This is a genomic window from Spirochaetota bacterium, from assembly GCA_034190085.1.
Lineage (GTDB): Bacteria > Spirochaetota > UBA4802 > UBA4802 > JAFGDQ01 > JAXHTS01.
Window position 1 is genome coordinate 14,257 of sequence record JAXHTS010000081.1, and the last position, 25,622, is coordinate 39,878.

The window sequence follows — 25,622 nt, forward strand, 5'->3', positions numbered from 1 at the left end:
GTAAGAATATAGTTAAAATATGGCTTTGAGAAGTTTATTGATTCTATTGGTGTTATTTTTTTGCTATCCCCTAAAGGCGCAGAATAACCCTGCGTCTATTTATATCAATGGAGGAATCAATAATCCCGAAATCCCTGATAAGATTAAGGATGATCCTCTTTATACCTTTAATGTGCATATTGGAGGTTATCTTCAGTTATGGTATATCTATGAAGGGGTGGAGAATGGGAAGCGGCAGCGTTTAACAAATGATGAGGCTGCACAGCAGGCATCGGGGTTCAGCTTTAATAGGGCAAGGGTATATATTGAGAATATTGATGGCAAACTTAGGGGCAAGATATCAGCAAAGCTTGAAAGCGGCACCCCATCAATGCTGGATGCCTATGTACATTATTTATTGATAAAGGATAATCTTCAACTCCGGGCCGGGCAGATGAAGATACCATCAACCTATGAGGTTGAAACCAGCAGCTCAAATCTTGAATTTGCTACACGAAGCCGCTTTACCGACAATGTGGCCAACTGGTCATTATCAAAGAGCACATCGAGCATCTCCCCCTTTACCAGCGTCCAAACCTATTATAGGGATTTGGGTGTGGCTATTAGGGGAAATCTTTACGGATTCACATATCACTGTATGATATCAAATGGGCTTGGGGCAAATCTTTTTGTAGGGGGCAATGAGAGCAGGCAATTTGTATACACTAACACCTTTGGAGCATATTTTTTCGGGACGAGGCTATCATGGGATATTATGAGGCTTTTTCATCTGGTAGATTTCCCAGTATCATCATTTCGCCTTGGGGGGCATAGAAATCGGAACAGACACCCGAATATACTCTATAATGACACAAAGACGGTTCTTGATATAGATCGGGAATCCTGGTCCTCTGACATACAGATAATCATCTTTAATCGAATCAGACTCACTGGCATGTATGGGAAAGGGGTTGTTGAGGATGACTTTGACAACAATAATGAGCCGGATTATAGGTATCACGGCTATGAACTCAGGGTTATTGTTGAGATACTGAAGGATCGTCTTGAAGCTGGATTTAGATTCGATTCCTACACTGATGAAAACTCTATCTTTGGCGGGGAAGAGACTATGAAGACCTATACCCTTGGGATTAACTACTATATCCCTCCTGGTCTAAGGATGCAGCCCAATTATAAATGGAAAAGGCTTGAGGGTGAACTCAATATTGAGACCAATGATGATATCTTCATCCTTTCAGCGCAATATGAATTTTGATCGAATTGGCAATTATCTTTTCATTGAGGCAAGTCCATTATTAAGAGTTTTTCTCTTCTCCTTGAGCCTCTTTATATGATCATCAATAATCCTGCGATAATTTAATTCTCCCTTAATAATGGAATACCTCTCTGACTCAATGAATCCCAGGTCTGTTGTTATCCTGATGTTGCTGGCCTTCTCCGCATATCCTTTGGCTTTATTCCAATAGCCTATAGCCTTCCTGTACAGCCCTTCAGCAATGTCAAGGCTCTCCCTGATCTCCTTAGCAAAATCGAGGTTGTAGAAATAGATTCGTCTTTTGTCATATCTTGACGCTATTCTTAGATAATTTCTCATTATGAGAATGTTTATATGCATAAACATGAGCCTTCGGTATTTGAGATATTCATCCTTTGTCTCAATCTTAATTAGAGCCTCTGAAGGATGCCTAAATCTGCATTCTAGGGCCCTCTTCAATCTTTCAATATTCTTTCTTAGCGAGTTTTCATTATAATACTGTTTCTTTCCATAAAGCTGGTAATAATCCTCCAGGTAGTGCGGCACAGTTTTATAGTGGAGCCTAACCTTTGGTATATAGTCAGAAAATGGTGTGTATTCCTTCTTTTCTTTGAAATACTGATACTGATAATCCTCTGCATCTAATTGCGGGGCACACAGATGCACAATAAGAATGATCTGTAGAACAAGGCATTTTTTCATATCTTTAATGGTGTCTTAAGGGCATTATTATGAATATATTATCGGACTCCTGGATTGTTTTAATGATAGGTTATATGCGATGTTTCTACAGTCCCATTTATTTGGATGATGTTTTAAATTGAATTTATTGTTTAATATATAGTCGCTATTTTGAAACTTTACAGGTAGCAAATTAAATTTTAGGTCATGCCGCTATAACATGAGTCTTGCCATGCTCCCTGATATAATCATTTGAATTTATAGAATTCCAGAAATTATGCCAACGGTCTTCGAAATATTTACATCGAAGCCTTGCCATTGCATTCGCATGCTGGAGAGTCCAGCGTATACCCGTCAATTTTAACCGGCCTGAAAGGCTTTGAACGAATCTCTCACATATACCCCTGATTATTAATTTTGCTCCGCAATGCGAGCAGTTTTTTTTGCTCAACTTTTTCCCGTTGTTCTTCAAGTGACTTCTCAGTTATTCGCCTTTGAAATTCCTTCCCAATATTTAATGCATCCCCTTCAATTTTATCAAAGCCTCGAATGCCTTCGCTTACCCTATGTATTTTATGGATGTATTATTAAATGGGGTTGATTTTTTCACCTTTTCGTGTGATTATAACTAGTATTAGTGCCAATATTGAGCAAGAATCATTCTACACCTGATAAACCATATGCGCATCAAATATCTTGGATATATTTAATTCAGAATATGCGATTACAGCGGGAAAGTAAGAATTAATAATTTATGAAGATAGTAATATTCTATATAGATCCTAAGGTTACCAGAATGTTCGTTGAAAAGACTGATGAGCAGGGGAATAAATCTCTGGCTCTTTCATCGCCAAATAATTTTGTGTATAGAAATGAAAATATCGCTAAAGTAGTCGAAGGCGACGATATTGAGGATGCGACCATACATATTGATAATGAATATAGCTTTCATACAATCGTAAAACTAGTTACTTTAAAATCTGGTGAAGGAATATATTTTGATGAGAAGTCAAAGATTTATAAGACCTCAGATTATGGCTTTTCAATATTTGATAAAAACAGTTCAACTATATCATTGTTTCAACCTCTACAGATTCCAAAGGATAAGAGCAAGGCTTATTATATAGTCCATCCGACAAAATTTCGGAAGATCCCAACAAATAGGGATATAGAGGAGACATTGGTTAAGAAGAACATCTTTTCCATTGTGGAAAAAAATTTGATTATAGATCAATTAACCAAAATCGATGTAAATGAACCAAAGATTACCCGAATATTAGTAGCTTCTGGGAGGGACCCGATTGATGGGTGCCATGAGTATTTTATACCACTTATTGAAATGGAGAGGAAGGCTGGTAAGGTCTTGGAGGATGGAAGTATGGATTTCAGGGAGATCAATTCAATTATTGAGGTAAGGAAGGGACAAAAGATATTAGAGAAGATTCCGGCAATTGAACCTGAGGATGGATTTAATATCTACGGGGATAAGATCGAGGCGACATTTTTAGAGAATAAGGGATATGATAGAGGAAGCAATATTGTGCAATCCGGCAGCGATAAATCAATTTATGTATCTTCAATAGATGGATGCCTTGAAATAACAAAGAGAAGGGTATCAGTAAAACCCGTTGCATTGATTAAGGGAGATGTGGACTATGATACAGGGAATATTGACTTCAATGGTTCTGTTCATATATTCGGATCTGTCTTACCCGGTTTTTCTGTGATAGCAAAGGACAACATTATTATAGATGGGCATGTTGATGATGCTATAATTGATGCGGGTGGGGATATTCAAGTGAAATTGGGGATAGGTGGCAAGGGCCTAACAGAGATAAAAGCCGGAGGCGGGGTTAAGGCTAAATATATACTCAATTCAACAATTCAGGCTGTGGGAGAGATTGAGATTGTAGATTCTATCATCAATAGTAATGTCTCATCAAATGACAAGATTACTGTAACGGATAAACATGGGAAAATAATTGGCGGGGAAGCGGTTGCCTTGCATGAGATCATTGTTAATGAATCCGGGGTTCCCAAGGAGAATAAGACAATACTTAATGTAGGAAAGAGCATATACGAAAGAGATGTTAAGGAAAAGAAGAGAAAAATGGATATGATGAAGTATAATATTGAAGAGGTTAGGGAATATATAAAATCGATCTTTGGCGAGAAGCTCTTTAACGATCCAAAGGTTTTCATCTCAAATCTTATTCCTGTAAGGAGAAAGAGCTGTCTCTTGCTACTATCGAAGATTACTGATTATAATAAAGAACTCAAGCTATTAACAGAGGATTACAATTCGTCAAAGGAGATGACACAACTAAAACGGGAACCAATGGTACATATATTAAATAAGATTTATCCCGGCACTCAAGTCAATATTAATAATTGTGTAAAGCTTATTGAAAAGGTACTAACTAATGTCAAATTTTATGAAGACAAAGATGAAAGGATTATTCGATTTACTAATATAGTATAAATGACTATTTTTATTGAGGTTAATAACAACTCCGATTTTGAAAGGATAGGATAAGCTATGGAGAAAAAAGAACTAAGAGAGATAATTTATTCAAAGATTGAAGAGCTTCCCACACTCCCTGCTGTGGTTCCCAAGCTCTTGAGCCTAATAGAAGACTCGAAGAGCAACGCTTCAGACATTACAGATGTGATCTCCCATGATCCGGCATTGACATCAAAGATATTAAAGGTTGCCAATTCAGCCTATTATGGCTTCTCTGAACAGATATCAGAATTAAATAAATCTGTAACCCTTCTTGGCTTTAACATGGTAAAGTCTTTGGCCTTGTCCATAGGAGTCATGAAGAGCCTGCCCACATTCAAGAAGAATCCCTACTTTTCGCAGGATGGCTTGTGGACTCATAGTTTGGCTGTGGCTACGCTGATTCAGGAATTAGGCAAAAGGCATTGCAAGAAGGATGCCAATGAATCACTTTTCATAATAGGACTCCTTCATGATGTTGGTAAGATTGTGCTTGATCAATTTTTTCATGAGAAATTTCTTGAGGCTTTAGAGTATGCAAATAAACTTGAAAAGCTTAGCCTCCACATAGCCGAGCGGGCGGTAATCGGTATCGATCATTGTGAAGTGGCGTCAATGCTTTTAAAGCGATGGAAATTTCCCCAAAAAATAATAAATCCAATCGATTTTCATCATATGAAAGAACTACCAGAGGAGATTAGCGTCGCTGACGTTTCCCTGCTCAGAATCGCAAATGCTTTGAGTCAGGAACTAAAGCTGGGGGATGAAGGAAACTCGATCCCTAATGAGATTGGTGAATGCGATCTAAAGCTGTTAAACATGGAAGCAAAGGATTTGGAAGAGATGAGAACCTTTGCCAATAAAAATCGGGATAAGGTCAATGATCTCTTAAAAGCTATGATCTGATGTCCTATTCCAATTCATTTGATGGCTCTAACCAGATGACATCATAAGGCTGCATTGTTATAAATAGCCTTCCATCCTCTGCCATCCACTTCATGTTGCTTACTATATCAATCCAATATTCATTGGTGGAGGATGCTATTGGAAGGGGTAGAGTACTTAGAGGAATCTCCAGATGGCAAACCCTGTTTGTCACATTGGTTAGGGCTATTATATGCTGATCCATTTCAGGGGATATCCTCAAGAGGGCAAATATATCAGATGATAGATCTAAGATGTGTTGATCTCCATTAGGGTGAAAGGCTCGTTTCTTTGTTCTGATTGAAATTAGCCTGCCGAGTTCCCGATTTATACGCGATATCTTGGAAAAGGGATCGTTCATGGCCTCGGTTATGGCCCTATAAGAGATAACAGTGCGATTGATATCCCTCTTGGATTGGGTTTTCAATACAGCCTGGATGTCGTTGATGGTTCCTATTAGGCTATGGAGATAGATACCAGGAACCCCCTTAAGAATCAAGGCTATAATTCTCGAAGCAACAAATCTCTTGACTTGAAAGGCAATATCTTCATCAGAATCCTCGCGATTAAGGGCGCTAAACCAGGTTATATTGATCTCATATGGCTCTTCAATGCCACCTTCGCCACTCTTGTAAGAGATGTATCCGCCATGTTCCTCTGCCCTATGGATGAGGATGTCAATATCCCCTTTTTGTAATATGTTCTTAACCGCCATAAGGCCAATGCCGTCATGTGAATCCAGAAAGTTGAAAAAAGTGGTGGTGTTCGAAGGGACATGGAGAGACTTTGCCCAATTGGAAAGCTGAGTTGCATCCTCTTTGTAGAAGGTATACAGAACAAGGGGAGGCAGGGCAAAGTTATAAACCATATGAGCCTCATCATTGCCATTGCCGAAATAGGAGATGTTCTCTTCATGAGGCACATTTGTCTCTGTTATTAGGGCCACCCCGGGCGCAACGATATCTAAAATATCATGAAAGAGTTTCACTATCTCATGTGTCTGTTCCAGGTGAATACAGCGAGTCCCTGGCTCTGCCCATAGATATGTTACAGCATCCAACCGAATAATATCAGCCCCGTGACGCACATACATAAGTAGGATATCGATTACCCGTATCAACACGTTTGGATTTTTATAATTGAGGTCAATCTGATCAGATGAAAATGTAGCCCATACATATTTTGGGCCATTGATCGTATCAAATTTAATAAGTATATCAGAGGTTCTTGGACGGAATATCAAATTACGCTCTTCAAGCGTTAGCTCATCATATGAGTTGAATGTTATGAAAAAGTCCCTGTAGTAGGGGCTTCCGTTCAGGAATTCCTGAAACCAATGACTCTTCGATGAAACATGATTGATGACTCCATCGAACATCAATTGATAGCGCTCCTCTAGGTCTTCAATGTCTGCCCAGGAACCAAGTCTAGGATCCACAGTTCCGAAGTCGATAATGGAGAAACCCCTATCTGATGAGTAGGGGAAGAAGGGCAGGATATGGAGTGTATTGATTGTCCCTTTGAGGAATGTATCGCAAAATTTTGCTAGGGTGGCAAGGGGGGAGCGCTCTTCGCCATGAAGGATGTCTCCATAGGTGATGAGGATAACGTCCTTTTCTGAAAACCTGTCACTTGGATCACACATCTCCTCATCATTGATCATTCGGTCAGGTTTATGAGCATAGTAAATCTGAATATATCGCTCCAGTTCGGGCATATAGGCTTCCGCTATATCTCTGCCATAGAGGAAGATCAACCTGTTTAAAATATTGTTATGTTCTTCCGGGGTGAGTTGAAACACTTCCCTTGAATAATCCGGTTCATGATTGTGAAAGGTTTTTGTATATTTAACGGATATTTCTGAATCGGTATCTTTGGTGTTATTATTTGAGCATTCCTTTATCATGGTTGTTTTGTCCGATGAACCAGTCAGATCGTCTCTCTGCATATTGCTTCCCCTTTTATATTGACTATGCTGAATCTTCGTTATAAAGAGTGATGTATAGAATTGTAAAAATATCAGCCATAATTCTATAAACAGGACTAGAACGAGCCGCCTATAGTATATCCCAACAATATAAGCATGAGCCCTTGTTTTCGCAAAGATAAAGGCAGCTGTTAAGTTTATATGTTACTTTACGGCTATACTTATCTCCAGCGGACCGTATGGGCTGTATAGATTAAGGACCAATACTGAATATTTCCCTGTGCTGTAGGTTCCGAAGTTGGGTCTATCCATAACTGTTGGGGTTGATATATCCAGACCCTTATCGGATAATATATTTATCGCATTACCTGTGATCATGTTGGCAAGCTCCCCGATAATATCTTTGTACTCACACATTATCTGTTCCTCTGACAGGCCTGGCACGAGGACATCTGCAATCTTATTCACTGTATAAAATCCGATACTATATACCACCATTCCTTGAACATTGCCGGTAATCTCTAACTTGATGACTACCTCATGTGAGGGTTTAGGATTATTTGCAATTTTTACTTTTCCTTTCTTAAGCTCAATTTTAAGAAGCTGTTTAAAGACCATACTGGCTCCAACTAGAAAGGGATTAACATATTCGATGTTGATTTTTTTCTCCACTATTTGTTTCACTCCACCTTGATCTTAATGATATAATATCCCATTGGCGAGTTATTATATTAAATATATGTTTATGAAAATTTTTGTTTCATTGGTATGACTTTATTATATTCGTTGAAGTTAGATATATAACTTTGCCATTGATATTGATTTAACTTGATTATGTTGAAAGAACTCCCCATTGCAAGCGGGTTAACCTTCATTGGGCGCCAAGATTTCTTTCAATATAATATTCAGTCATCGGTTTTTATATTGATATAAAATTAATCCAATATTGTTGTTAATTTCTTCAAATGTAGATATGATATACGATTATCTGAAGAGAGTCAAGAAACATTCATTACCCAATTGATTTATTATTTATATAAACAGCATAAAGAAATATTTTTAATGACTTTTTCCCAATATTATAATATTATAGCATAGGAAAAATAAATCCCTTCTCATTTTGGTTATTTTAGTTGTGAATGTATATCAGAGGGATGCTGTTAGAATAGCGTGTGTCTCAATTGTCGTTATACAAGTTTTCATATAGAGGTGTAATATGAGAAAGACTAAGATAGTATGCACTCTTGGCCCTGCAACGGAGAGGAATAATATCTTAAGACAACTCTTCATCAATGGCATGAACGTCGCAAGATTGAATTTTTCTCATGGCACGCATGACGAGCACAGAAAGACTGTTGAAAAATTTATGGCCCTTAGGGATGAATTGGATATTCCAGTTGGCTTGCTTATGGATACAAAGGGTCCGGAGATTAGAGTTCAACAGTTTGAAAAGGATCGCATAGAACTCAAGGCTGGGAGTATATTTACATTGACCACAGATGATGTTGTCGGGAATGAAAAAATAGTCTCAGTCACCTACAAAGGATTAACAAATGATGTGGATAGGGGCGATATAATTTTAATTGATGACGGTTTGATTAAATTGAAGGTTGTAAGTAGAAATAAAATAGAAATTCAATGCGAGGTTATTAACGGAGGCCCTGTAAGCAATAATAAAGGTATAAACGTGCCTAATGTGTCGATCAATATGCCCTATATTAACGAAAGGGATAGAAAGGATTTCCAATTTGTAACAGAAAATAATTTTGATTTTATTGCTGCCTCCTTTGTGAAAAATGCCAGTTGCATAAAGGAATTAAGAAGGACTCTGGAGGATTATGGAGGGGGGAATCTAAAAATAATTGCAAAAATTGAGAACAGGGAAGGGGTAGATAATGCAGATGATATTATTAGAATTAGCGATGGAGTGATGATTGCAAGGGGGGATATGGGGGTTGAGATCCCCTTTGAGGAATTACCGTCAATACAAAAGGAATTGATAAGCAAATGTTACCTCGCTGGAAAGCCAGTTATTACTGCTACGCAAATGCTTGATTCCATGATACATAACCCAAGACCAACAAGGGCTGAGATAACTGATGTGGCAAATGCAATCTATGATGGCACAAGCGCAATAATGCTTTCAGGCGAAACGTCTATAGGGAAATATCCCTTGGAAGCATTGTTGACCATGTCTAAGATAGCTATTCATGCCGAAAAGAACATCGATTATATATCTAGATTTAACAACACTCATTTTGCAGTTTCAAGAAATGTGACCAATGCTATTAGTCATGCCACATGTGTTACTGCTCATACCCTTGACGCTTCAGCAATAATTTCTGTAACCAAATCAGGACATACTGCTCAGATGATATCGAAATTTAGGCCAGCATCTCCAATAATTGCTACAACCGTTAATCGAAATGTCTATTGGCAGTTATCATTATCATGGGGGGTTCGTCCCGTGCTAACTGAGATTAAGGATTCCACAGATGATATCTTTGATCAGGCTATTGAAAAGGCCTCAAATTCAGACATAATAAAGAATGGAGATTTAGTCGTAATTACTGGCGGAACGCCTGCCGGTATAAGTGGAACAACGAACACCCTGAAGGTTCATATAATCGGGGATGTCCTGGTAGAGGGGAAGGGATTAAATAATCTCTCTGTAACCGGAAATTTATACGTTGTCCACAAAAAGGATGATGCTATGAAAGATTTTAACGCGGGGGATATCGTAGTTATTTCAAAAACAACGGATGAGATACTATTGGCCTTAAAATATGCTTCCGGGGTTATTACTGAGGAGGATGAAGAGGACTCAAGGGCGGCAGTCGTTGGAATGGCATTAGAGATACCCGTGATAGCAAATGCAGTTGAAGCGACAACGGTTTTGAAGAGTGGGACTGTAGTCTCACTCGATGCCTTATCGGGGGTTGTGTATAGCGGACTTAAGAGGAATTGAAATTTTGGATTATAATGTGAAATGCTTCTTCTGTTCCATAGAAAATAAAATTTAGAGATTATTTTAAAATATGAAATTTGAGAGACCCGGCAATATAGAGGAGTGAAAAGATATTACCTCATGAATAGATTCAGCGGGATAAAGATTCTGGTGATCAACTGTGGGAGTTCTACAGTAAAATTTCAATTAATTGACATGTCCAATGAAAATGTGCTGGCTAAGGGGGTTGTTGATAGGATTGGTCAGACTGATTCAAAAATGAAATACAGGCTTATGGATAATGATTATGCTAAAGAGTGCGATACTCATGATCATGGCTCTGCCATTTCAAGAATTATTGATGAGATAACAAATAGCGAATTTGGTGTGATAGGGGACAGAAGTGAGATCTCAGCCGTTGGTCATAGGGTAGTGCATGGGGCGGAAAAATTCGCTAAATCTGTTCTAATAGATGATGATACGATTGATCAGATTGAAGCATGCATTGAGCTTGCCCCTCTTCATAATCCTCATAATCTGAATGGGATACTTGTGTGCAAAGATCTATTGCCGAATGTAGCTCAGGTGGCTGTGTTTGATACTGCTTTTCATCAAACAATGGAGGATCATGTCTTTATGTATGGGTTGGCATACAGGTTTTATGAAGAGCATAGGTTCAGGCGTTATGGGTTTCATGGAACCAGCCATTTCTATGTTTCCAAGAGGGCTTCAGAGATTGTTGGAATTGACATACAGAAGCTGAGGATAATTACATGTCATCTTGGGAATGGGGCCAGCGTAACGGCAGTGAAATTTGGAAGGTCGGTTGATACATCCATGGGATTTACTCCCCTTGAGGGTCTCATGATGGGCACAAGGTGCGGGGATGTTGATCCCTCCATGGCTTTGTTTGTTATGGAGAAGGACAACTTGACATCAGCGGAATGCGATGCGTTGATGAACAAGGAGTGCGGATTGATCGGGGTATCTGGCATTAGTTCGGATATGCGTGATCTGATCAACGCTTATAATGATGGCAATAGCAGGGCTAGGCTTGCTCTAGAGATGTATGCATATCGCATTAAAAAATATATTGGGATGTATGCTGCTGTAATGAATGGGGTCGATATAATTGTCTTTACCGGAGGGATAGGTGAAAATGCGTCGCTTATAAGAGGCATGTGCTGTAGTGAGATGGAATATCTAGGCGTGGAATTGGATGAGGGGAGGAATATAAGAATAATCGGAGCTGAAGGGGAATTGAATACACAGAATTCAAGGGTTAAGGTGTTGTGTGTGCCGACAAATGAAGAGCTGGTCATAGCCAGGGATACAGCTCGGATAGTCAGCAATGAGAATGGTCGTTAGGCTTATTGTATTCAAAGTAACTAATAGATATTTCTAACATTGCCTTAGCTTGCCCAAAATTAATATTATATTATGGATGAGAAGCGGATTTATGCTTCTCCCATGTAAACAAAAGTCTTTGGCGGGGTTTATCAAACATGGCGAAAAATATTTTTGTTGCATCTACTGGTCCAAATACAGGTAAAAGCGTAGTATGTCTTGGTTTGATAAATGCGCTTAGAGGTATGGTCGCTAGCGTTGGATATTTTAAGCCTATTGGGCAAAAATATATCAAAAATGCTAAATTTGATAAAGAATCAGTGATGATAAAGGAGATTTTCGGCATTGAGGATGAATTGGAGTATATTAATCCCCTGTCTATGAAGGATGTAAATTATTACATTTCGAATAACGAGACTGATGTCCTGTTTCAGAGGATACAGGATTGCTGTAAAAGGATTGAGATAGGAAAGGATGTTGTTGTTATTGATGGTACCGATTACTTGGGTATGATATCTGCTTACGAATTTGATATAAACGCTGATATTGCCAATAATCTGAATGCCAGCATATTGCTTATAGAGGATGGATATAATAAATCTATCGATGAGATAGTGTCAGATATATATACAGGCAAGGCTTCATTTGATGAAGAGTCCTGTGATTTCCTTGGCGTTATTGTAAACAAGGTCGATCCTGGAGATGGGTCTCAGATTGAAGTGAGTTTAAAGGGTGTTCTTGAGAAAAGAGGCATTGATTTCTTTGGCGCTATTCCCTATGATTCTGTTTTGCCAAAACCACGGATATACGATATTGCGCAAAGTCTTGACGCTGATATCTTATTCGGTCAGGATTATCTGTCGAATATTGCCATTGAGCCTTTAATAGCGTCAATGACCTTTGAGAATGCTTTAAAATATATCCATGATGGTTCTCTGATTATAACCGGTGGGGACAGAAATGAGATTCTTCTTGGCTCCATCGTTTCCTTTCTCTCCACTTCATATCCGAACATATCAGGCATAATACTAACAGGAGGGCTCCTGCCGAATAAGGATATTAAGGATCTGATTGGCAGTTTGTCGGATCTAACCTTTCCAATTCTTAGCGTGCAGAGTAACACGCTCTCAACCGCAAATAGAATTGAATCCCTTGCTGTTCATGTCTCTTCAAGGGATACTCAGAAGATAGATGCCGCAAAGTCTTTAATCTATAAATATGTTAATTATGAGAAGATTAACGCAAAGATGAAGGTGGACAAGATCAGGAAGCGGACGCCTGATATATTTAAATACGAAATAATTGAGAGGGCTCATTTAAAAAAGATGCGCATAGTGCTTCCAGAAGGAGATGAGGAGAGGACATTAAAAGCGGTTGAAAGGGTGAGGTCTATAAATATTGCGGATATTATACTCCTGGGTTCTCCGGATATTGTCTGGAAGAGAGCTAAGGGTTTGGGGATAAATCTGGATAATGGGGTTGAGATTGTTGATCCGATTAAGTCTCAAAATTTTGATAACTATGTCAATAGTTATCTTGAGTTAAGGAAACACAAGCATATTACATTGGACGTTGCGAGGGATCGGATACAGGAAGCCATATATTATGGCACCATGATGGTATATCAGGGTGACGCTGATGGATTGGTGTCAGGAGCAGTGCATACAACGAGGAATACCATTAGACCAGCTTTTGAAATTATTAAAACAAGACCTGATACATTGATCGCATCAAGCATATTCTTCATGTGTCTGAAGGATAGGGTGTTGGTATATGGCGACTGCGCCATAGTGCCGGATCCGAATGCAGAGGAACTTGCGGATATTGCAATATCAAGCGCTGATACAGCGAGGATGTTTAATATTGAACCTTTAGTTGCGATGCTTTCATATTCCACAGGTGAGTCTGGGACAGGGCCGGAGGTTGAGAGGGTAAGGGAGGCTGCAGCAATAGCAAAAAAGAAAAGAAGCGATCTTCGTATTGAGGGGCCAATACAGTATGATGCGGCTATTGATCCGGGTGTCGCTAAGACAAAGCTTCCAAATAGTGAAGTGGCTGGCAGGGCTACAGTATTCATTTTTCCTGATCTCAACACCGGCAATAACACCTATAAGGCTGTTCAGAGGTCAGCTGGGGCTGTGGCCATTGGTCCTGTTGTGCAGGGTTTGAGGAGGCCTGTGAATGACCTGAGTAGGGGTTGTCTCATAGAGGACATCGTTTATACGATTGCCATAACAGCAATACAGGCACAGAATTCATAGATTAATTATTCATAAGGAATATGCTTTTATCACCGCATTTAGGCAACTATAAGAGCTAATTGAGACCTGTGTAATGTGCTAAAAACCTATAATTTGTAAAATGATTGACACGCATTTTTTTTTTAATATATATTTAATCTAATGAATTATTAAAAAGATAATAGTTTTTTTATTACAAATAAACAATCCTGGATGTATTTTAAAATGAATAGATATTTATGCAAATTAATGTTGATTCTCCTTATCATGGGTTATTCCCTTCCATTATCTTCTGAAAATGGTTACATTATCTATAAAAATGGGGAATATAACTATGAGATAATACTTCCCCAATCCTGGAAAAGGGCGGTTGTAACCTTGAGTAAGAAGCACATTATGTATGCCGATAGGGCGAGCCATACTGACATCAAGGTGAGAGCCTTCAGATCATCTGCTGATGATATTGAAAAGACTGTGCTTGAAAATAAATGGAGTCTAAGGAATATTGATTCCAGATTAAACGAAATAATCGAAACCGAAAGGATTGAAATTAAGAAGAATGTTACAGGCAAGTTGTTAGTCTTTGAGTTTAGATCAAACAAAAAGAATCTGCTGCAGAGGACTATGATAACCATTAACAACGGTATAGTATATATTATAGAGTGTAAATCTCCATTAAAAACCTTTTATGAATATGAGGATATATTTACAATTGCTATGGCCAGTTTTAACTACCTGAATGGAGATGAACAGGCTAATCGTTTTGACAGTGAAAAGGGGGGATGGGAAACGAAAAAGACAGGTTCAAAGGAGTTGGAGGATTTGATTTAGATTATTGATGATCCTGTAACTGATCAATACATTGAGTTGGGCTGCTCTCAATTTTTGTGATAATAAATTTTTCTCCATTAGCCTTTAGCAAATCTACACCGTAAGCGGAGGACCATTCGCACTGCAACTTTCAGGATGATACAATAAGGGATTAATTCGATTAGATTGTATTTAGATTATGTGCTGTTCTGGATCAACAGGCGCTCCATTAATTCTTGTTAAGTAATATCTTTCAATAATATGCTTATCCGCATCAAAGGCCATCTCAGGGAGGGGGCCAGAAAGGGGGAACCATTTAAGAGTATCTAATTCTTCGCTTGTGGTTAATGTGCCGCTGATAACTTTGGCTAATAGAACAATAACAAGGGTGTGAAGCTCCGCGGTAAGATAATTGGTTACTACACTAATAATTGATTGAATCTCAACTTCAAATCCAGTCTCTTCCTTAACCTCCCGATTTGCGGCTGTCAGAAAATCTTCATCGAACTCAATAAAACCACCGGGCAAGCACCATTTACCATCCCTGAATTTTCCAGGGGCCCGCTTACCTAATAGAACTCTCTCATCTTGCTTAATTAAAACAACGACTCCAGGATAAGGGTTTCTAAAATGTACATATCCACAACTTTGACAAACAGGTCTTTCTCTTCCACCCCTTTTATTTAATATACATTCCATTCCACAATGGGGGCAGTATTTCAGTTTGTCGATTCCGCTATTCCCCTCCCAATTATACGAAGGGAAAACCTGTTTGGGCCGCATTTTGAAATCCATGCCCAAGGCCGGACTTGAACCGGCACGGATATTAAATCCGAGGGATTTTAAGTCCCTTGTGTCTACCAATTCCACCACTTGGGCTTTTTCTGTTTTATGATTATTATATGTTTTTATCGAGTGTAATCAGCAAAGCAATTAGATCGCTCAATGAGTATTTTTCAGTATATTCTTTAAACAATTAACATGGCTGAATACTTGGTATTTTTTTATTCTGTCCTGACTGCTATAAAATGGAATTTATATTCTCTTTGTTGTGCGAAGACTTCTCTGATTCGCTATATTGTTGTAAAGTCATGAGGCGCCGAGCGGATTCGAACCGCTGGATAAAGGTTTTGCAGACCTCTCCCTTAGCCACTTGGGTACGGCGCCTTTTGAAATATTTTGACTCTTATATAGTCAATTATGATACTTTGTCAATCCAAAAAAAAAGGTCTTTCTAAAAAGTGAAAGGGGAGTTGGAAACCCATCTATCCCCCTTCTTCTGTACTGACTTCTACTCACATTTTTTTGTGTAAAACAAGGAGATGTGGGGATTAAAGAGATATGGAGATATTTAATCAATTTCTATTCTTCTAAAATCTGCCCTCTCCTTAGCAAAGTTAACAAGAATACCAACTTAAAGTCCGGTTGCTTTTAAATATGAAGGAATTTGAGCATAATGTGATTTACTAAGATTTTCAACAGTCTTTAGTTCAATAATAATTCTATTTTCTACAAGAATATCAAGCCTATGACAGCCAATTTGTTCATCTTGATAAAAGATAATAACTTACTTTTCGTTTTCTGCTGTAATATTTCAATTGTTTAACTCAATTAATAATGCCTTTCTATAAATACTTTCCAAAAACCCTGAACCAAGAGTATTATGAACCTTAATAATTGACATTATTATTAATTAAGTTAGTTTATCCTCCTTAATATTCAATCACCTTATCTCTATAATCCCCTTATCCTCTATTTTACACTAGTTTGTGGGTAGATGTCAGTCTTCAATAAAGGGTAGGACTAAAATACTATCCTTGTTGCATCAGCCCACAGCTTTTCGAGTTGGTAGAACTCTCTCATCTCCTGAGTGAAGATGTGGACTACTATATCAGTATAGTCAAGAAGAATCCATCCAGAATCTAATTTAGACTTTGACCTCTCCTTTAGACTAATCGCTTTAAATAACTTACGTATTTCTCTGCCCAGGGATCTGCAATGGAGAAATGAATTTCCAGTTGAAATTATAAAATAGTCAAAGTAGTTATTTATTTTACTCAAATCAAGTATTATAATATCCGCTGCCTTCTTTTCATCCAGTAGTCTTGCACAGTCCCTGGCAATATCAACTATTCTATTATCCTGCAGATCGCTTTCTATCACCTTGCAAAATCCTTTCCCACAATTAGCAAAACACTGCTCAATTGCATATTATCAATGATATGATATATTCTGTTCACTCCTATTAATTCTGAAACCCTTTTCACGGCTCCAATATCCCCCTTCTGATTGATAATAATTGAATGATCTATTATAGGGTATGGGGATGTCCCAAATTCAACAACATTCAGTCCCTCCCTTACAAGAAGATTCCTCATCTTTCTAGCCATGCCTGAGATACCAGAGCCGTTTAGTATCTTCACCTTCATGGAGGATTCAATTTCATTATTGAATACAAGTTTGGTTAAGAATTCTTTCTCATAGATTTTGTATGAAATATCATCAAAATGTAGAAACCCATCATTATATTGGCCCGGTAGTATAGCGCAAATTAGATCCGATTTTTTGTATAATAGATCTATAATTGTCATTGCCTCCTGAGGAACAAGATTTGTTTTAATCGTTTTTAGGGCTTCAGATATTAATTTTATATTCACATATTTTTTATATTTATTTTTATTATAAAATAAGGTTAACAGAATATCCTGTATCCGATCATATTTAATAAATATCGAATTCTCTTCAGCTGAATTAATATATTTGATAGTCTTCATGCCGTCAAAATAATTCAAGCCGTATTCTATGCCATCAATTTCATCAATCTGATAGATTACGTATAGATCAATGCCTTCAATAATGTCAACCAACCTCTCTACATCCGGGGAATATAGTTCAATGTAAAAGGGTATATTCAATTGTAGTTTTTGGTTCAGGAAGGTGCTCAGCTTCTTGAAATTATTAATATCGATTTGGCTTATTCTTTGAAGTGCTTTGCTCCGACTATCAATGCTGATTGTAAGGTTAGGTGGAATAATTGTAAAACCTATTCTTTCATTTTCTGGATTGATGCTCAATATACCATAGAACTGATGTTTATTATCATTAAAAACATTGCTTCCCGCAATAAGTACATTGATCATCTTTTTATTCTGAATCAGTTTCTCAATTGAATTCCGCGCGAATATTGAATTATAATACAAAATGAATAGAATAATAAAGAGTATTATTGTTGCTAATCCAATTAAAATGAACCCCCTTTTCAATTTCTATATAACCCTCTCTTTACAATGTATTCCTCAACCTTTGGAGGAACTAGATACCTAATGGATTTACCTTCTCTGATCCTCTTCCGTATATCTGATGAACTTATCTCTATGTAGGGATTATTAGAGATCATCACGTTCCCGGCAATGTTGTATATTGATTCTTTATTGTAAGTGAAGCCTGGTCTTTTCATTATAATCAACTCTACCATTTGCATAACTTTTTGGTAATCCTTCCAGGTATCTATCTGTTCAAAGGCATCACTCCCAATAATTAAATACAATCTATCATCTTTATATTTTTTCATTAATTGTTTTAATGTTGTTATTGTGTAGGATTTGCTTTTTCTATCAATTTCCATTCGAGAGACATCAAACCCACAGGTGTCTTCAATTGACAATCTTACCATTTCAAATCTATCATCTGTAGATGTGATGTTTTCAAGTGACTTATGAACAGGATCTTTTGTAGGTAGAAAAATAATTTTATTTAGGTAATGTTCCTCTTTTATAGCCTGTGCATTGATAAGATGTCCATTATGGATTGGGTTGAACGTCCCGCCAAAGATTCCTAACTTCAATGTCTCACCTGAAAAACTTTGATATGCAAAATAATAGAATGAATATCATGATTGGTCAAAGAGTTTTGACATCTCTTATATAGTGAGAAGTAAGAGTCAAAATGCTTTCTTTGTAGAATGATAGGCCAATTTCAATTTGAATCTATGAATTTCTAAGCATAGATTCAAATTGAAATTGCCATGCTCATAATGATATCATCTCTTAATTCTATAGCCTGATCATTAGAGGGATATATATCAAGCAGATTAAGACAAGCAATATAGGCCATATATAGATCTCCCTGGTCATAATAGAGATTGATTATATTAAGATGGGTTTCGAGAATAAAGGGATCCGTCTTTAATGACCTAAAATAAAAGTGAATTGCGCTGTCATAATCTCCCTCTTCCCAAAAGATCCCAGCAAGATTGGCCAGGGTAATGGCGTCTTCAGGATATAAATCTAATGCCTTCTTGAAAAAACGTTTTGAATAACTCGACCTACCTAATTCAAAGAGTGATATTCCAAGGCCATTTATTATGTCCAGATTGGATTTGTCCAGTCTAAAACCCAGGCTAAATAGGTTGAATGACTTTTTATAATCCTCTTGTTCTATATATTCATAACCCAAATCAATTAAACTTTCTAATTCCTGGCTTAATTCATTAAAATCTTTTTTAGGAAAGATACTCTTTAGTTTTTCTTGATTCTTTTTGTCCATGGATGTCATATCTTATTGTGTCATCATTAGCGAAAAAAAACCTCTCTCTTTGACTGTTCATTCTATATTATAAAAACATATATGCAATTGCTTAATAAAAACATGACCAGATAATATAAAGTGTTCATCCTTATGGAATTATGAAGAATATGTACCTGGATTTCATAAATTTCAATGTGTATAATATCAATTTGTTAATGGATGATTCCCTTTCGTTTGATGATATATAGTTGAATGATTCTTTTTCAACAATTGATAAGTTAGTAAACTATTGATTAAAATGGTTGTAATTGTCAATATTTTTATATTATTAATTCTTAGAATCCATTTCAGCAAAGGAAGTCTTAAATTTGCTTGTTATACCTTTTGGGGAATTTTTATGAATAATATTCTTCTTGGCAAAGATCAATTAAAATTGAAAATCTGAATGGCATGAATGAGTGCATATCGTTTTAAATGTATTATGCAATAAAATATAGTTTTCAAAAAATTGAAAAATTATCAGTAGCTTTGATTCCCTAAAATATGATTGACATTTCTCAATCAGCACTATATTCGTACTCTATTCAATAAAAGATATATGGTTTTAAATAATAATTATTTCGGAGGATATCTACATGAAAAGAATTTTTTTTGGATTATTGATTCTTTTTGTTGCCTTAAGCGCAGGGTGTAAAGGTGAGGGTGATGTTTTAGCTACCTATAAAGGCGGGGGTATCACTAGAGGTGAATTCTATGATTGGATTAAATCAAATCATTATGCAATGGATTCAATAATAAAGAGTAAGAAAAGGCAAAAGAATCGATTAAGGATGATGATGATTGAGCGATTAACTGTAGAAAAGGCGAAAGGGGAAGGATTTGACAAGAGTGATGATTTTAAGGGAATTCATGATCGGATAACAGAATCTCAATTGATGAGTATTCTATACAAAAAGGAAATAAGAGAGAAAGCAAAATTTCAAGAGCCTGCAATAAGGGTAAGCCATATTTTGTTTAGAGTGAAAGAATATAAGGCAGAGAAGAATAAGCGGAAAAAGTTTGTTAAGGATGCTATTGATAAAACATTTGATAAGAAGATGGGGGAGGCTAAGGGGATAATTGAAAGGCTGAATAAGGGCGAAAGTTTTGAGGAGATAGCCAAAAAGCAATCGGATGATTTTTCAAAAAAGAAGGGTGGAGATATCGGATACATCACTCATGATATGATGCCTGCTGAATATTCAGAGATAGCCTTTTCATTAGATAAGGGAGAATATACAAAAGATCCGGTAAGAACAGCTAAGGGTGTTTATATAATTAAAGTTACAGATAAGAAGGAATTAACAGAGAAGAATATTGAGAATGTAATAGAGGATAAGGCTCAGGCTAAGAGAATAAAGGCAAGACTACAGAGAAAATACGCAAAGGACTATATTGATAGATTAACAGATGCCGATGATGTTGAAGAGCATTTTGACAAGGCGACAAGCAAAAAGAAAGAGGATGTAATATTCAAGGTCGGAGATAGGGTTTTTACTGTTTTGGACCTGAATAATCGCATTGAGAGAACCATGAGAAGGAGTACTGGTGGTCAGAAAAAATTGCCAGAGATTTCGGATAAACAGAGGGAGGGATTAGCAAGAAGCATGTTTAAATTTGAAATCCTAAAGCGGGTTGCTCAAGAGAAGGGTATTGAGGGGGAGCCTGAATACAAAAAGGATATTGATTCCAAATTGAATGCAGCCTTAGCAAGGGAATTCACAAAGAAGATTGGCTCATCAAATATTGCTGTGACAAGGGATGAGATGCTACAGGAGTATAAAAAGAATAAAGATAAAAGATATTATAAAATGGTAATGAAAAAAAAGAAGAGGGTGAAGGTTGTTGAGCCATTTGAGAAGGTAAAGGATAAAATTGAAAGAGTGCTTGTCAATAAAAAGCGTCGAGATTTTATGAAGCATTGGAAAGATGATTTATTGAAGGAGTATGAGTTTGCTATAGTAGAATCGAAACTGGAGGGCGAATAGGCTAATCCTTTATAGATAATAACAAGTCTTTTAATTGGTTTCCTCCCCAATGAATGTGAGGTTGGGGAGGAGTTTATACAATTACTCATATTATCGATTATTGAAACAATATTTGAAGAGAGGTCTCTTTTAATATAAATCAATTTATTGCATTTGTCTTGGATTGGTAGGTCTCGTTTGGTATGATTGTGTGTTCCCCATCAATTGAGATAGCCTCAAAATTATCTACAATTAATCCAAGTTCTTTAGCAGAATCAATATAGAATAAAAGAACATTCTTAATCCTCCCAAGGGCTTTTTCCTTTGTTGGCCCATAACAATTGATATCTAACTCTTGACATGTGGCGATGAATTCATTTCCTGCTTCGATCAATTTTACAGATAATTTCATATTATTTCCTAATATTACGGTTTGTGATGGAAGATATAGAGATTTGTATCTATCTATTTTTATTGCTAATAATTATATCGACTTGGATCAAAAGTTGCTTAACAGATTTAATATCTTTTATCCCAAATGTGCATAGAGGCTTTTTGTCTTAGTATGTCATTTGGGGTAGGAATATAGGATTATTTACAAGTATTGAGATTGTATATATATTAAAGCGAGTGTAGAATCCCTTCAAAATATTGGAGATGAAAATTTTTTGCAATTTTAATAATTATTTGTTGACTTGGAGCTACCACTTCACCTATTAGGTGTATATTGTTCATCATCACGAAGATGGCAACATTGTTAATGATTATTCAAATTTTACCATAATTGTAGTGATGAGAGACTTCGGTCTTTGACCTTTTATTCACAATGATTTGATATGATATTCAGGATATTTTAAGTGGTTTAATTGAGTTAGCCTATTTCAATTTATCATAATTAGCCGCTTTATGGAGAGATAATTATGGAGACAATTCATTCTGCGACTCCACTATTCGCGCAACTAACTTCTCTGATTGGTGCATTCCTGGTTTTGTTTACAGGTGAGAAGAGACCTAATCTCCGTGAAACTTGGACTATTATAGCTTCTGTAGTTAAATTTGTGCTTTTGTTTTCAATAATATCTCATGTCATCGATGGTAACATTATTGAATTCACGCTAGTGGAGGTCTGTAAAGGGGTATCCCTTCAGTTTAGGATAGATGCTTTTGGGGCTATATTTGCTTTGCTCGCTTCCTTTCTATGGATTGTGGTTTCGATTTACTCTATTGGATACATGCGGGGATTGAAGGAGCATGCTCAAACTCGTTTTTATTTTTGTTTTGCTCTTGCAATTTTTAGCGCAACTGGCATAGCTATGGCAGGAAATCTATTAACCCTTTATATGTTTTATGAGATATTGACTGTCGCCACATTCTTGCTTGTAGCTCATAAGGAGACACCGGACGCGATCAAGTCTGGTAGAAAGTACCTTACTTACTTATTGTCAGGTGCGGCTTTAGTTCTTTTTTCCATGGGAATGACCTACCATCTTACAGGAACTCTAGATTTTATTCCAGGTGGATTTATTGGTGGGCATGGGTCTAATGCCCTTTTGAGTCTGGTCTTTGTATTGTTTATCATTGGATTTGGCACCAAGGCTGCCATAATGCCTTTTCATGAATGGCTTCCTTCGGCAATGGTGGCGCCTACCCCTGTAAGCGCATTGCTTCACGCTGTTGCAGTTGTAAAGGCTGGGGTTTTCTGCTGTCTTAGAATAATCCTTTATGTTTATGGGCCGGATTTGCTGACAGACTTAGGACTATGGACAATATTAGCTATCTTTGTTTCTATTACTGTGATTGTTGCCAACTTCTTTGCTTTAACACAGGATCATTTGAAAAGGAGGTTGGCTTTTTCAACAATCAATAATCTTTCTTTAATTATTTTAGGCGCTGCTTTGATCTCTTCTGATGGGATCAAAGGGGCAATGCTTCATATCCCATTTCATGGATTTATGAAAATTACACTATTTATGTGTGCCGGAGCGATTCTTGTTAAAACACATAAAGAGAATATCAGTGAAATTGATGGCATAGGGAGGCAGATGCCCATAACAATGGCCGCTTTTACTATCGGCGCGGCAGGTCTGACAGGGCTGCCGCCTGTATGTGGATTGATTAGCAAGTGGTATCTATGCCTTGGGGCTTTGCAAGCCAATGCGATAATATTTTTATGTGTATTCCTCTTGAGTGCGATACTGGACGCGGCTTACTTCTTTCCTATAGTGTACAGTGCCTTTTTTAAGAAAGCTGCAAATGATATTAAATCGCATTTTGATGAGGCGCCTATATTTGCTGTGACTGCTATTGTGATTACAGCGGTTTTCTCGGTGCTTCTATTCCTGTTCCCTGATTTGATATTCAATTTTTACTCAATAGTTGGATTGGCAGTTGAATCCATAGTTTCTGGAGGAGGATTGTGATGTTTAAGCTATTTAAATGGATATTTTATCTTTCAATTGCTATATGCTGCCTTTTGGGTTTTTATTTTCGTGCAGAACATCCCCACTTTTTTTGGCAGAAAATACCTGTCTACGATGCGGTTATGGGATTTGTTGGTTGTATAATAATTGTCATAGTGTCAAAAGCACTAGGTCACAACTGGTTACAGAAAGAGGAAGACTATTATGATAAATAATAACCTAGTACATCCAGCTCTAATATTTATTATTGGGGCTATTCTGCTTCCATTTCTTAAATGGAGAATCCTTAAGCAGTTGATTGTGTTGCTTATTCCTGCTTTTGCTTTTATGATGATCTATCATATGCCAGAGGGTGTGTATTGGTGCTTTGATTTTTTAAACTATACCCTTGTATTTGGCAGGGTTGATAAACTTAGTCTCGTCTTTGGGTATATATTTGTGATTATGGCCTTTTTGGGTATGGTATATGCCATCAAGATTGAAGAATATGGTCAACATGTAGCCGCATTAACATATATCGGAGGCACTTTAGGGGTAGTGTTCGCTGGTGATTTCTTCACTCTCTTTGTTTTTTGGGAATTGATGGCAATATCATCGGTTTTCTTGGTATGGTATGCTCGAAATGAGAGAGCATTAAAGGCTGGTTTTAGGTATTTGATGGTCCATCTTGTCGGGGGATGTGTTCTTCTTGCAGGTATAATCATCGTAGTATCGGATACAGGCACAATTGCCTTTAGTAACATCGAGTTCGAGGGCTTAGGCCCAATACTCATACTTATCGGATTTATATTAAATGCAGCGGTACCTCCTCTTAGTGCATGGTTACCGGATGCATATCCAGAAGCTACTGTCACAGGCAGTGTATTCATGACGGCCTTCACAACCAAGAGCGCTGTCTATATTTTAGCTAGGACATTCCCTGGGGTTGAGATACTGGTTTGGTTAGGAGCCATTATGGCCCTTTATGGTGTTGTGTTTGCTGTTCTTGAAAACGATATCAGAAGGTTGTTGGCATACCATATTATTAGCCAGGTGGGCTATATGGTGTGTGGTGTAGGTTTAGGTAGTGAGATGGCCATTAATGGTGCAAGTGCGCATGCCTTTTGCCATATCTTATATAAGGCTCTCCTCTTTATGGGAGCTGGAGCTGTAATTCATGTAACAGGTAAGAATAAGATGACCGAACTTCAGGGAAGGGGTCTGTATAAGAGTATGCCGATTACCTTGACCCTCTATATGGTAGGTGCATTTTCAATCTCCGCTGTTCCCTTGTTTAATGGATTTATTAGTAAAACCATGGTAGTAGCTGCGGCTGGCGAGTTGCACAGACCAGCTATTGAGTTGATGCTTCATCTCGCATCCGTCGGAACATTTCTTCATACAGGACTAAAGCTACCGTGGGGTACTTGGTTCGGGAAATCTGATAAGCCTGTAGGTGAGCTTAAGGCTGAAGAGCCTCCATTTAATATGCTCTTAGCAATGGGGATTGCTGCATTCCTATGTGTTTTAACCGGGATTTATCCAAGTGTGCTCTATAATATTTTGCCTTATGAGGTAACTTACCATCCCTACACCGCCTATCACGTGGTTGGAATGCTTCAGCTTTTGGTTTTAACTGGTGCTGCATTTTGGCTAATGATTGACAAATTGGGCGGAGAGCCTACGGTGAGCATGGATACAGATTGGTTTTATCGCAAGGGTGGTGAACAATTTATGCGGTTCTGCGAGGGGTTGAGCCTGTTCAGGATCGTTGTTCAAGAGTATGCTAAGCGTTTGGTAAACAGTGCAATTAAACTGAGTTATAATCCAATATATTATACAAGGTTGATATTCAATAAGAGTGAAACCGAAGTAGTTCATTTTGATGCGAATATCTATCGTAATGCCGTAGGGATCGGCGTTATGGTTTCACTGGCCCTGTTTTCACTATTCAGTATCATCTTTCTGGTGAGTTAAGTGAAGTCGTTATGGTGTTCGGAGGTCATGATGGAAGGATTATATTATTATTACTACAATGAAATGTTTTGCTTGACCT

Annotated in this window: 21 protein-coding genes and 2 tRNA genes; 11 read left to right on the plus strand and 12 right to left on the minus strand. The window is 37.4% G+C overall.

Going from position 1 to position 25,622, the window contains the following annotated elements:
* Positions 1–19: 19 nt before the first annotated feature.
* Positions 20–1,255: a porin gene (locus tag SVZ03_16630; GenBank protein ID MDY6935831.1), complete on the plus strand. Its 1,236-nt coding sequence runs from the start codon at positions 20–22 to the stop codon at positions 1,253–1,255.
* Positions 1,256–1,267: 12 nt separating this feature from the next.
* On the opposite strand, the gene SVZ03_16635 is transcribed toward SVZ03_16630, so the two are convergent.
* Positions 1,268–1,957: a hypothetical protein gene (locus SVZ03_16635; protein ID MDY6935832.1), complete on the minus strand. Its 690-nt coding sequence runs from the start codon at positions 1,955–1,957 to the stop codon at positions 1,268–1,270.
* A 184-nt stretch (positions 1,958–2,141) separates the two neighbouring features.
* The gene (locus SVZ03_16640; protein MDY6935833.1) at positions 2,142–2,387 is read right to left on the minus strand and encodes a hypothetical protein; all 246 of its coding nucleotides are present in this window, start codon (positions 2,385–2,387) and stop codon (positions 2,142–2,144) included.
* A gap of 303 nt (positions 2,388–2,690) precedes the next feature.
* On the opposite strand from SVZ03_16640, the gene SVZ03_16645 reads away from it, so the two are divergent.
* Complete coding sequence (locus SVZ03_16645; GenBank protein ID MDY6935834.1) at positions 2,691–4,418, plus strand: FapA family protein; 1,728 nt, start codon at positions 2,691–2,693, stop codon at positions 4,416–4,418.
* A gap of 57 nt (positions 4,419–4,475) precedes the next feature.
* Complete coding sequence (locus SVZ03_16650; GenBank protein ID MDY6935835.1) at positions 4,476–5,345, plus strand: HDOD domain-containing protein; 870 nt, start codon at positions 4,476–4,478, stop codon at positions 5,343–5,345.
* A 4-nt stretch (positions 5,346–5,349) separates the two neighbouring features.
* On the opposite strand, the gene SVZ03_16655 is transcribed toward SVZ03_16650, so the two are convergent.
* Both SVZ03_16655 and SVZ03_16660 read right to left on the minus strand, forming a co-directional pair.
* Complete coding sequence (locus SVZ03_16655) at positions 5,350–7,311, minus strand: sugar phosphorylase (GenBank protein MDY6935836.1); 1,962 nt, start codon at positions 7,309–7,311, stop codon at positions 5,350–5,352.
* A gap of 183 nt (positions 7,312–7,494) precedes the next feature.
* Entirely contained in the window at positions 7,495–7,962 is a 468-nt protein-coding gene (locus tag SVZ03_16660; GenBank protein ID MDY6935837.1) for a chemotaxis protein CheX, read from the minus strand.
* 544 nt (positions 7,963–8,506) lie between these two features.
* On the opposite strand from SVZ03_16660, the gene pyk reads away from it, so the two are divergent.
* The 4 genes from pyk to SVZ03_16680 all read left to right on the plus strand — a co-directional run bounded on the left by pyk (position 8,507) and on the right by SVZ03_16680 (position 14,655).
* Positions 8,507–10,258 (plus strand): pyruvate kinase, encoded by a 1,752-nt coding sequence (gene pyk / locus SVZ03_16665; protein MDY6935838.1) that lies wholly within the window; start codon positions 8,507–8,509, stop codon positions 10,256–10,258.
* A 138-nt stretch (positions 10,259–10,396) separates the two neighbouring features.
* Positions 10,397–11,605 (plus strand): acetate kinase, encoded by a 1,209-nt coding sequence (locus SVZ03_16670; GenBank protein MDY6935839.1) that lies wholly within the window; start codon positions 10,397–10,399, stop codon positions 11,603–11,605.
* 137 nt (positions 11,606–11,742) lie between these two features.
* Positions 11,743–13,845: a phosphate acetyltransferase gene (gene pta, locus SVZ03_16675; GenBank protein MDY6935840.1), complete on the plus strand. Its 2,103-nt coding sequence runs from the start codon at positions 11,743–11,745 to the stop codon at positions 13,843–13,845.
* A 204-nt stretch (positions 13,846–14,049) separates the two neighbouring features.
* Positions 14,050–14,655, plus strand: coding sequence for a hypothetical protein (locus SVZ03_16680; GenBank protein ID MDY6935841.1), 606 nt, complete (start codon positions 14,050–14,052; stop codon positions 14,653–14,655).
* Between the two features lie 171 nt (positions 14,656–14,826).
* Here SVZ03_16680 and SVZ03_16685 read toward each other — a convergent pair whose 3' ends face one another.
* From SVZ03_16685 to SVZ03_16715, 7 genes are all read right to left on the minus strand, one after another.
* On the minus strand, positions 14,827–15,417 hold the full coding sequence (locus SVZ03_16685) for an NUDIX hydrolase (GenBank protein MDY6935842.1): 591 nt from the start codon (positions 15,415–15,417) through the stop codon (positions 14,827–14,829).
* Between the two features lie 11 nt (positions 15,418–15,428).
* Positions 15,429–15,513 (minus strand) — tRNA-Leu (locus tag SVZ03_16690).
* Positions 15,514–15,728: 215 nt separating this feature from the next.
* A tRNA-Cys gene (locus SVZ03_16695) sits at positions 15,729–15,801 on the minus strand.
* A 636-nt stretch (positions 15,802–16,437) separates the two neighbouring features.
* Complete coding sequence (gene rsfS / locus SVZ03_16700) at positions 16,438–16,797, minus strand: ribosome silencing factor (GenBank protein ID MDY6935843.1); 360 nt, start codon at positions 16,795–16,797, stop codon at positions 16,438–16,440.
* Positions 16,794–17,897, minus strand: coding sequence for a LytR C-terminal domain-containing protein (locus tag SVZ03_16705; GenBank protein ID MDY6935844.1), 1,104 nt, complete (start codon positions 17,895–17,897; stop codon positions 16,794–16,796). Before SVZ03_16705 ends, rsfS begins: the two co-directional genes overlap by 4 nt.
* Entirely contained in the window at positions 17,894–18,478 is a 585-nt protein-coding gene (gene nadD / locus SVZ03_16710) for a nicotinate-nucleotide adenylyltransferase (GenBank protein ID MDY6935845.1), read from the minus strand. The genes SVZ03_16705 and nadD overlap by 4 nt, the downstream gene beginning before the upstream one ends.
* A gap of 164 nt (positions 18,479–18,642) precedes the next feature.
* Complete coding sequence (locus SVZ03_16715; protein ID MDY6935846.1) at positions 18,643–19,179, minus strand: hypothetical protein; 537 nt, start codon at positions 19,177–19,179, stop codon at positions 18,643–18,645.
* 617 nt (positions 19,180–19,796) lie between these two features.
* On the opposite strand from SVZ03_16715, the gene SVZ03_16720 reads away from it, so the two are divergent.
* A complete protein-coding gene (locus SVZ03_16720; protein ID MDY6935847.1) occupies positions 19,797–21,188 on the plus strand; it encodes a peptidylprolyl isomerase in 1,392 nt (463 codons plus the stop codon).
* Positions 21,189–21,327: 139 nt separating this feature from the next.
* On the opposite strand, the gene SVZ03_16725 is transcribed toward SVZ03_16720, so the two are convergent.
* On the minus strand, positions 21,328–21,579 hold the full coding sequence (locus SVZ03_16725; protein ID MDY6935848.1) for a hypothetical protein: 252 nt from the start codon (positions 21,577–21,579) through the stop codon (positions 21,328–21,330).
* A 508-nt stretch (positions 21,580–22,087) separates the two neighbouring features.
* On the opposite strand from SVZ03_16725, the gene SVZ03_16730 reads away from it, so the two are divergent.
* The 3 genes from SVZ03_16730 to SVZ03_16740 are packed head-to-tail and all read left to right on the plus strand — an operon-like array spanning position 22,088 to position 25,543.
* Entirely contained in the window at positions 22,088–23,587 is a 1,500-nt protein-coding gene (locus SVZ03_16730) for a monovalent cation/H+ antiporter subunit D family protein (protein MDY6935849.1), read from the plus strand.
* The gene (locus SVZ03_16735) at positions 23,587–23,802 is read left to right on the plus strand and encodes a hypothetical protein (GenBank protein MDY6935850.1); all 216 of its coding nucleotides are present in this window, start codon (positions 23,587–23,589) and stop codon (positions 23,800–23,802) included. The genes SVZ03_16730 and SVZ03_16735 overlap by 1 nt, the downstream gene beginning before the upstream one ends.
* Positions 23,792–25,543, plus strand: coding sequence for a Na(+)/H(+) antiporter subunit D (locus SVZ03_16740; protein ID MDY6935851.1), 1,752 nt, complete (start codon positions 23,792–23,794; stop codon positions 25,541–25,543). The genes SVZ03_16735 and SVZ03_16740 overlap by 11 nt, the downstream gene beginning before the upstream one ends.
* Positions 25,544–25,622 lie beyond the last annotated feature (79 nt).

Coding starts and splice junctions, on each gene's coding strand:
- SVZ03_16650 (MDY6935835.1), top strand. CDS start 4,476: ATGGAGAAAAAAGAACTAAGAGAGATAATTTATTCAAAGATTGAAGAG.
- SVZ03_16635 (MDY6935832.1), bottom strand. CDS start 1,957: ATGAAAAAATGCCTTGTTCTACAGATCATTCTTATTGTGCATCTGTGT.
- SVZ03_16740 (MDY6935851.1), top strand. CDS start 23,792: ATGATAAATAATAACCTAGTACATCCAGCTCTAATATTTATTATTGGG.
- SVZ03_16680 (MDY6935841.1), top strand. CDS start 14,050: ATGAATAGATATTTATGCAAATTAATGTTGATTCTCCTTATCATGGGT.
- SVZ03_16730 (MDY6935849.1), top strand. CDS start 22,088: ATGGAGACAATTCATTCTGCGACTCCACTATTCGCGCAACTAACTTCT.
- pta (MDY6935840.1), top strand. CDS start 11,743: ATGGCGAAAAATATTTTTGTTGCATCTACTGGTCCAAATACAGGTAAA.
- SVZ03_16725 (MDY6935848.1), bottom strand. CDS start 21,579: ATGAAATTATCTGTAAAATTGATCGAAGCAGGAAATGAATTCATCGCC.
- SVZ03_16630 (MDY6935831.1), top strand. CDS start 20: ATGGCTTTGAGAAGTTTATTGATTCTATTGGTGTTATTTTTTTGCTAT.
- SVZ03_16655 (MDY6935836.1), bottom strand. CDS start 7,311: ATGCAGAGAGACGATCTGACTGGTTCATCGGACAAAACAACCATGATA.
- SVZ03_16685 (MDY6935842.1), bottom strand. CDS start 15,417: ATGCGGCCCAAACAGGTTTTCCCTTCGTATAATTGGGAGGGGAATAGC.
- SVZ03_16720 (MDY6935847.1), top strand. CDS start 19,797: ATGAAAAGAATTTTTTTTGGATTATTGATTCTTTTTGTTGCCTTAAGC.
- pyk (MDY6935838.1), top strand. CDS start 8,507: ATGAGAAAGACTAAGATAGTATGCACTCTTGGCCCTGCAACGGAGAGG.
- SVZ03_16735 (MDY6935850.1), top strand. CDS start 23,587: ATGTTTAAGCTATTTAAATGGATATTTTATCTTTCAATTGCTATATGC.
- SVZ03_16715 (MDY6935846.1), bottom strand. CDS start 19,179: ATGGACAAAAAGAATCAAGAAAAACTAAAGAGTATCTTTCCTAAAAAA.
- SVZ03_16645 (MDY6935834.1), top strand. CDS start 2,691: ATGAAGATAGTAATATTCTATATAGATCCTAAGGTTACCAGAATGTTC.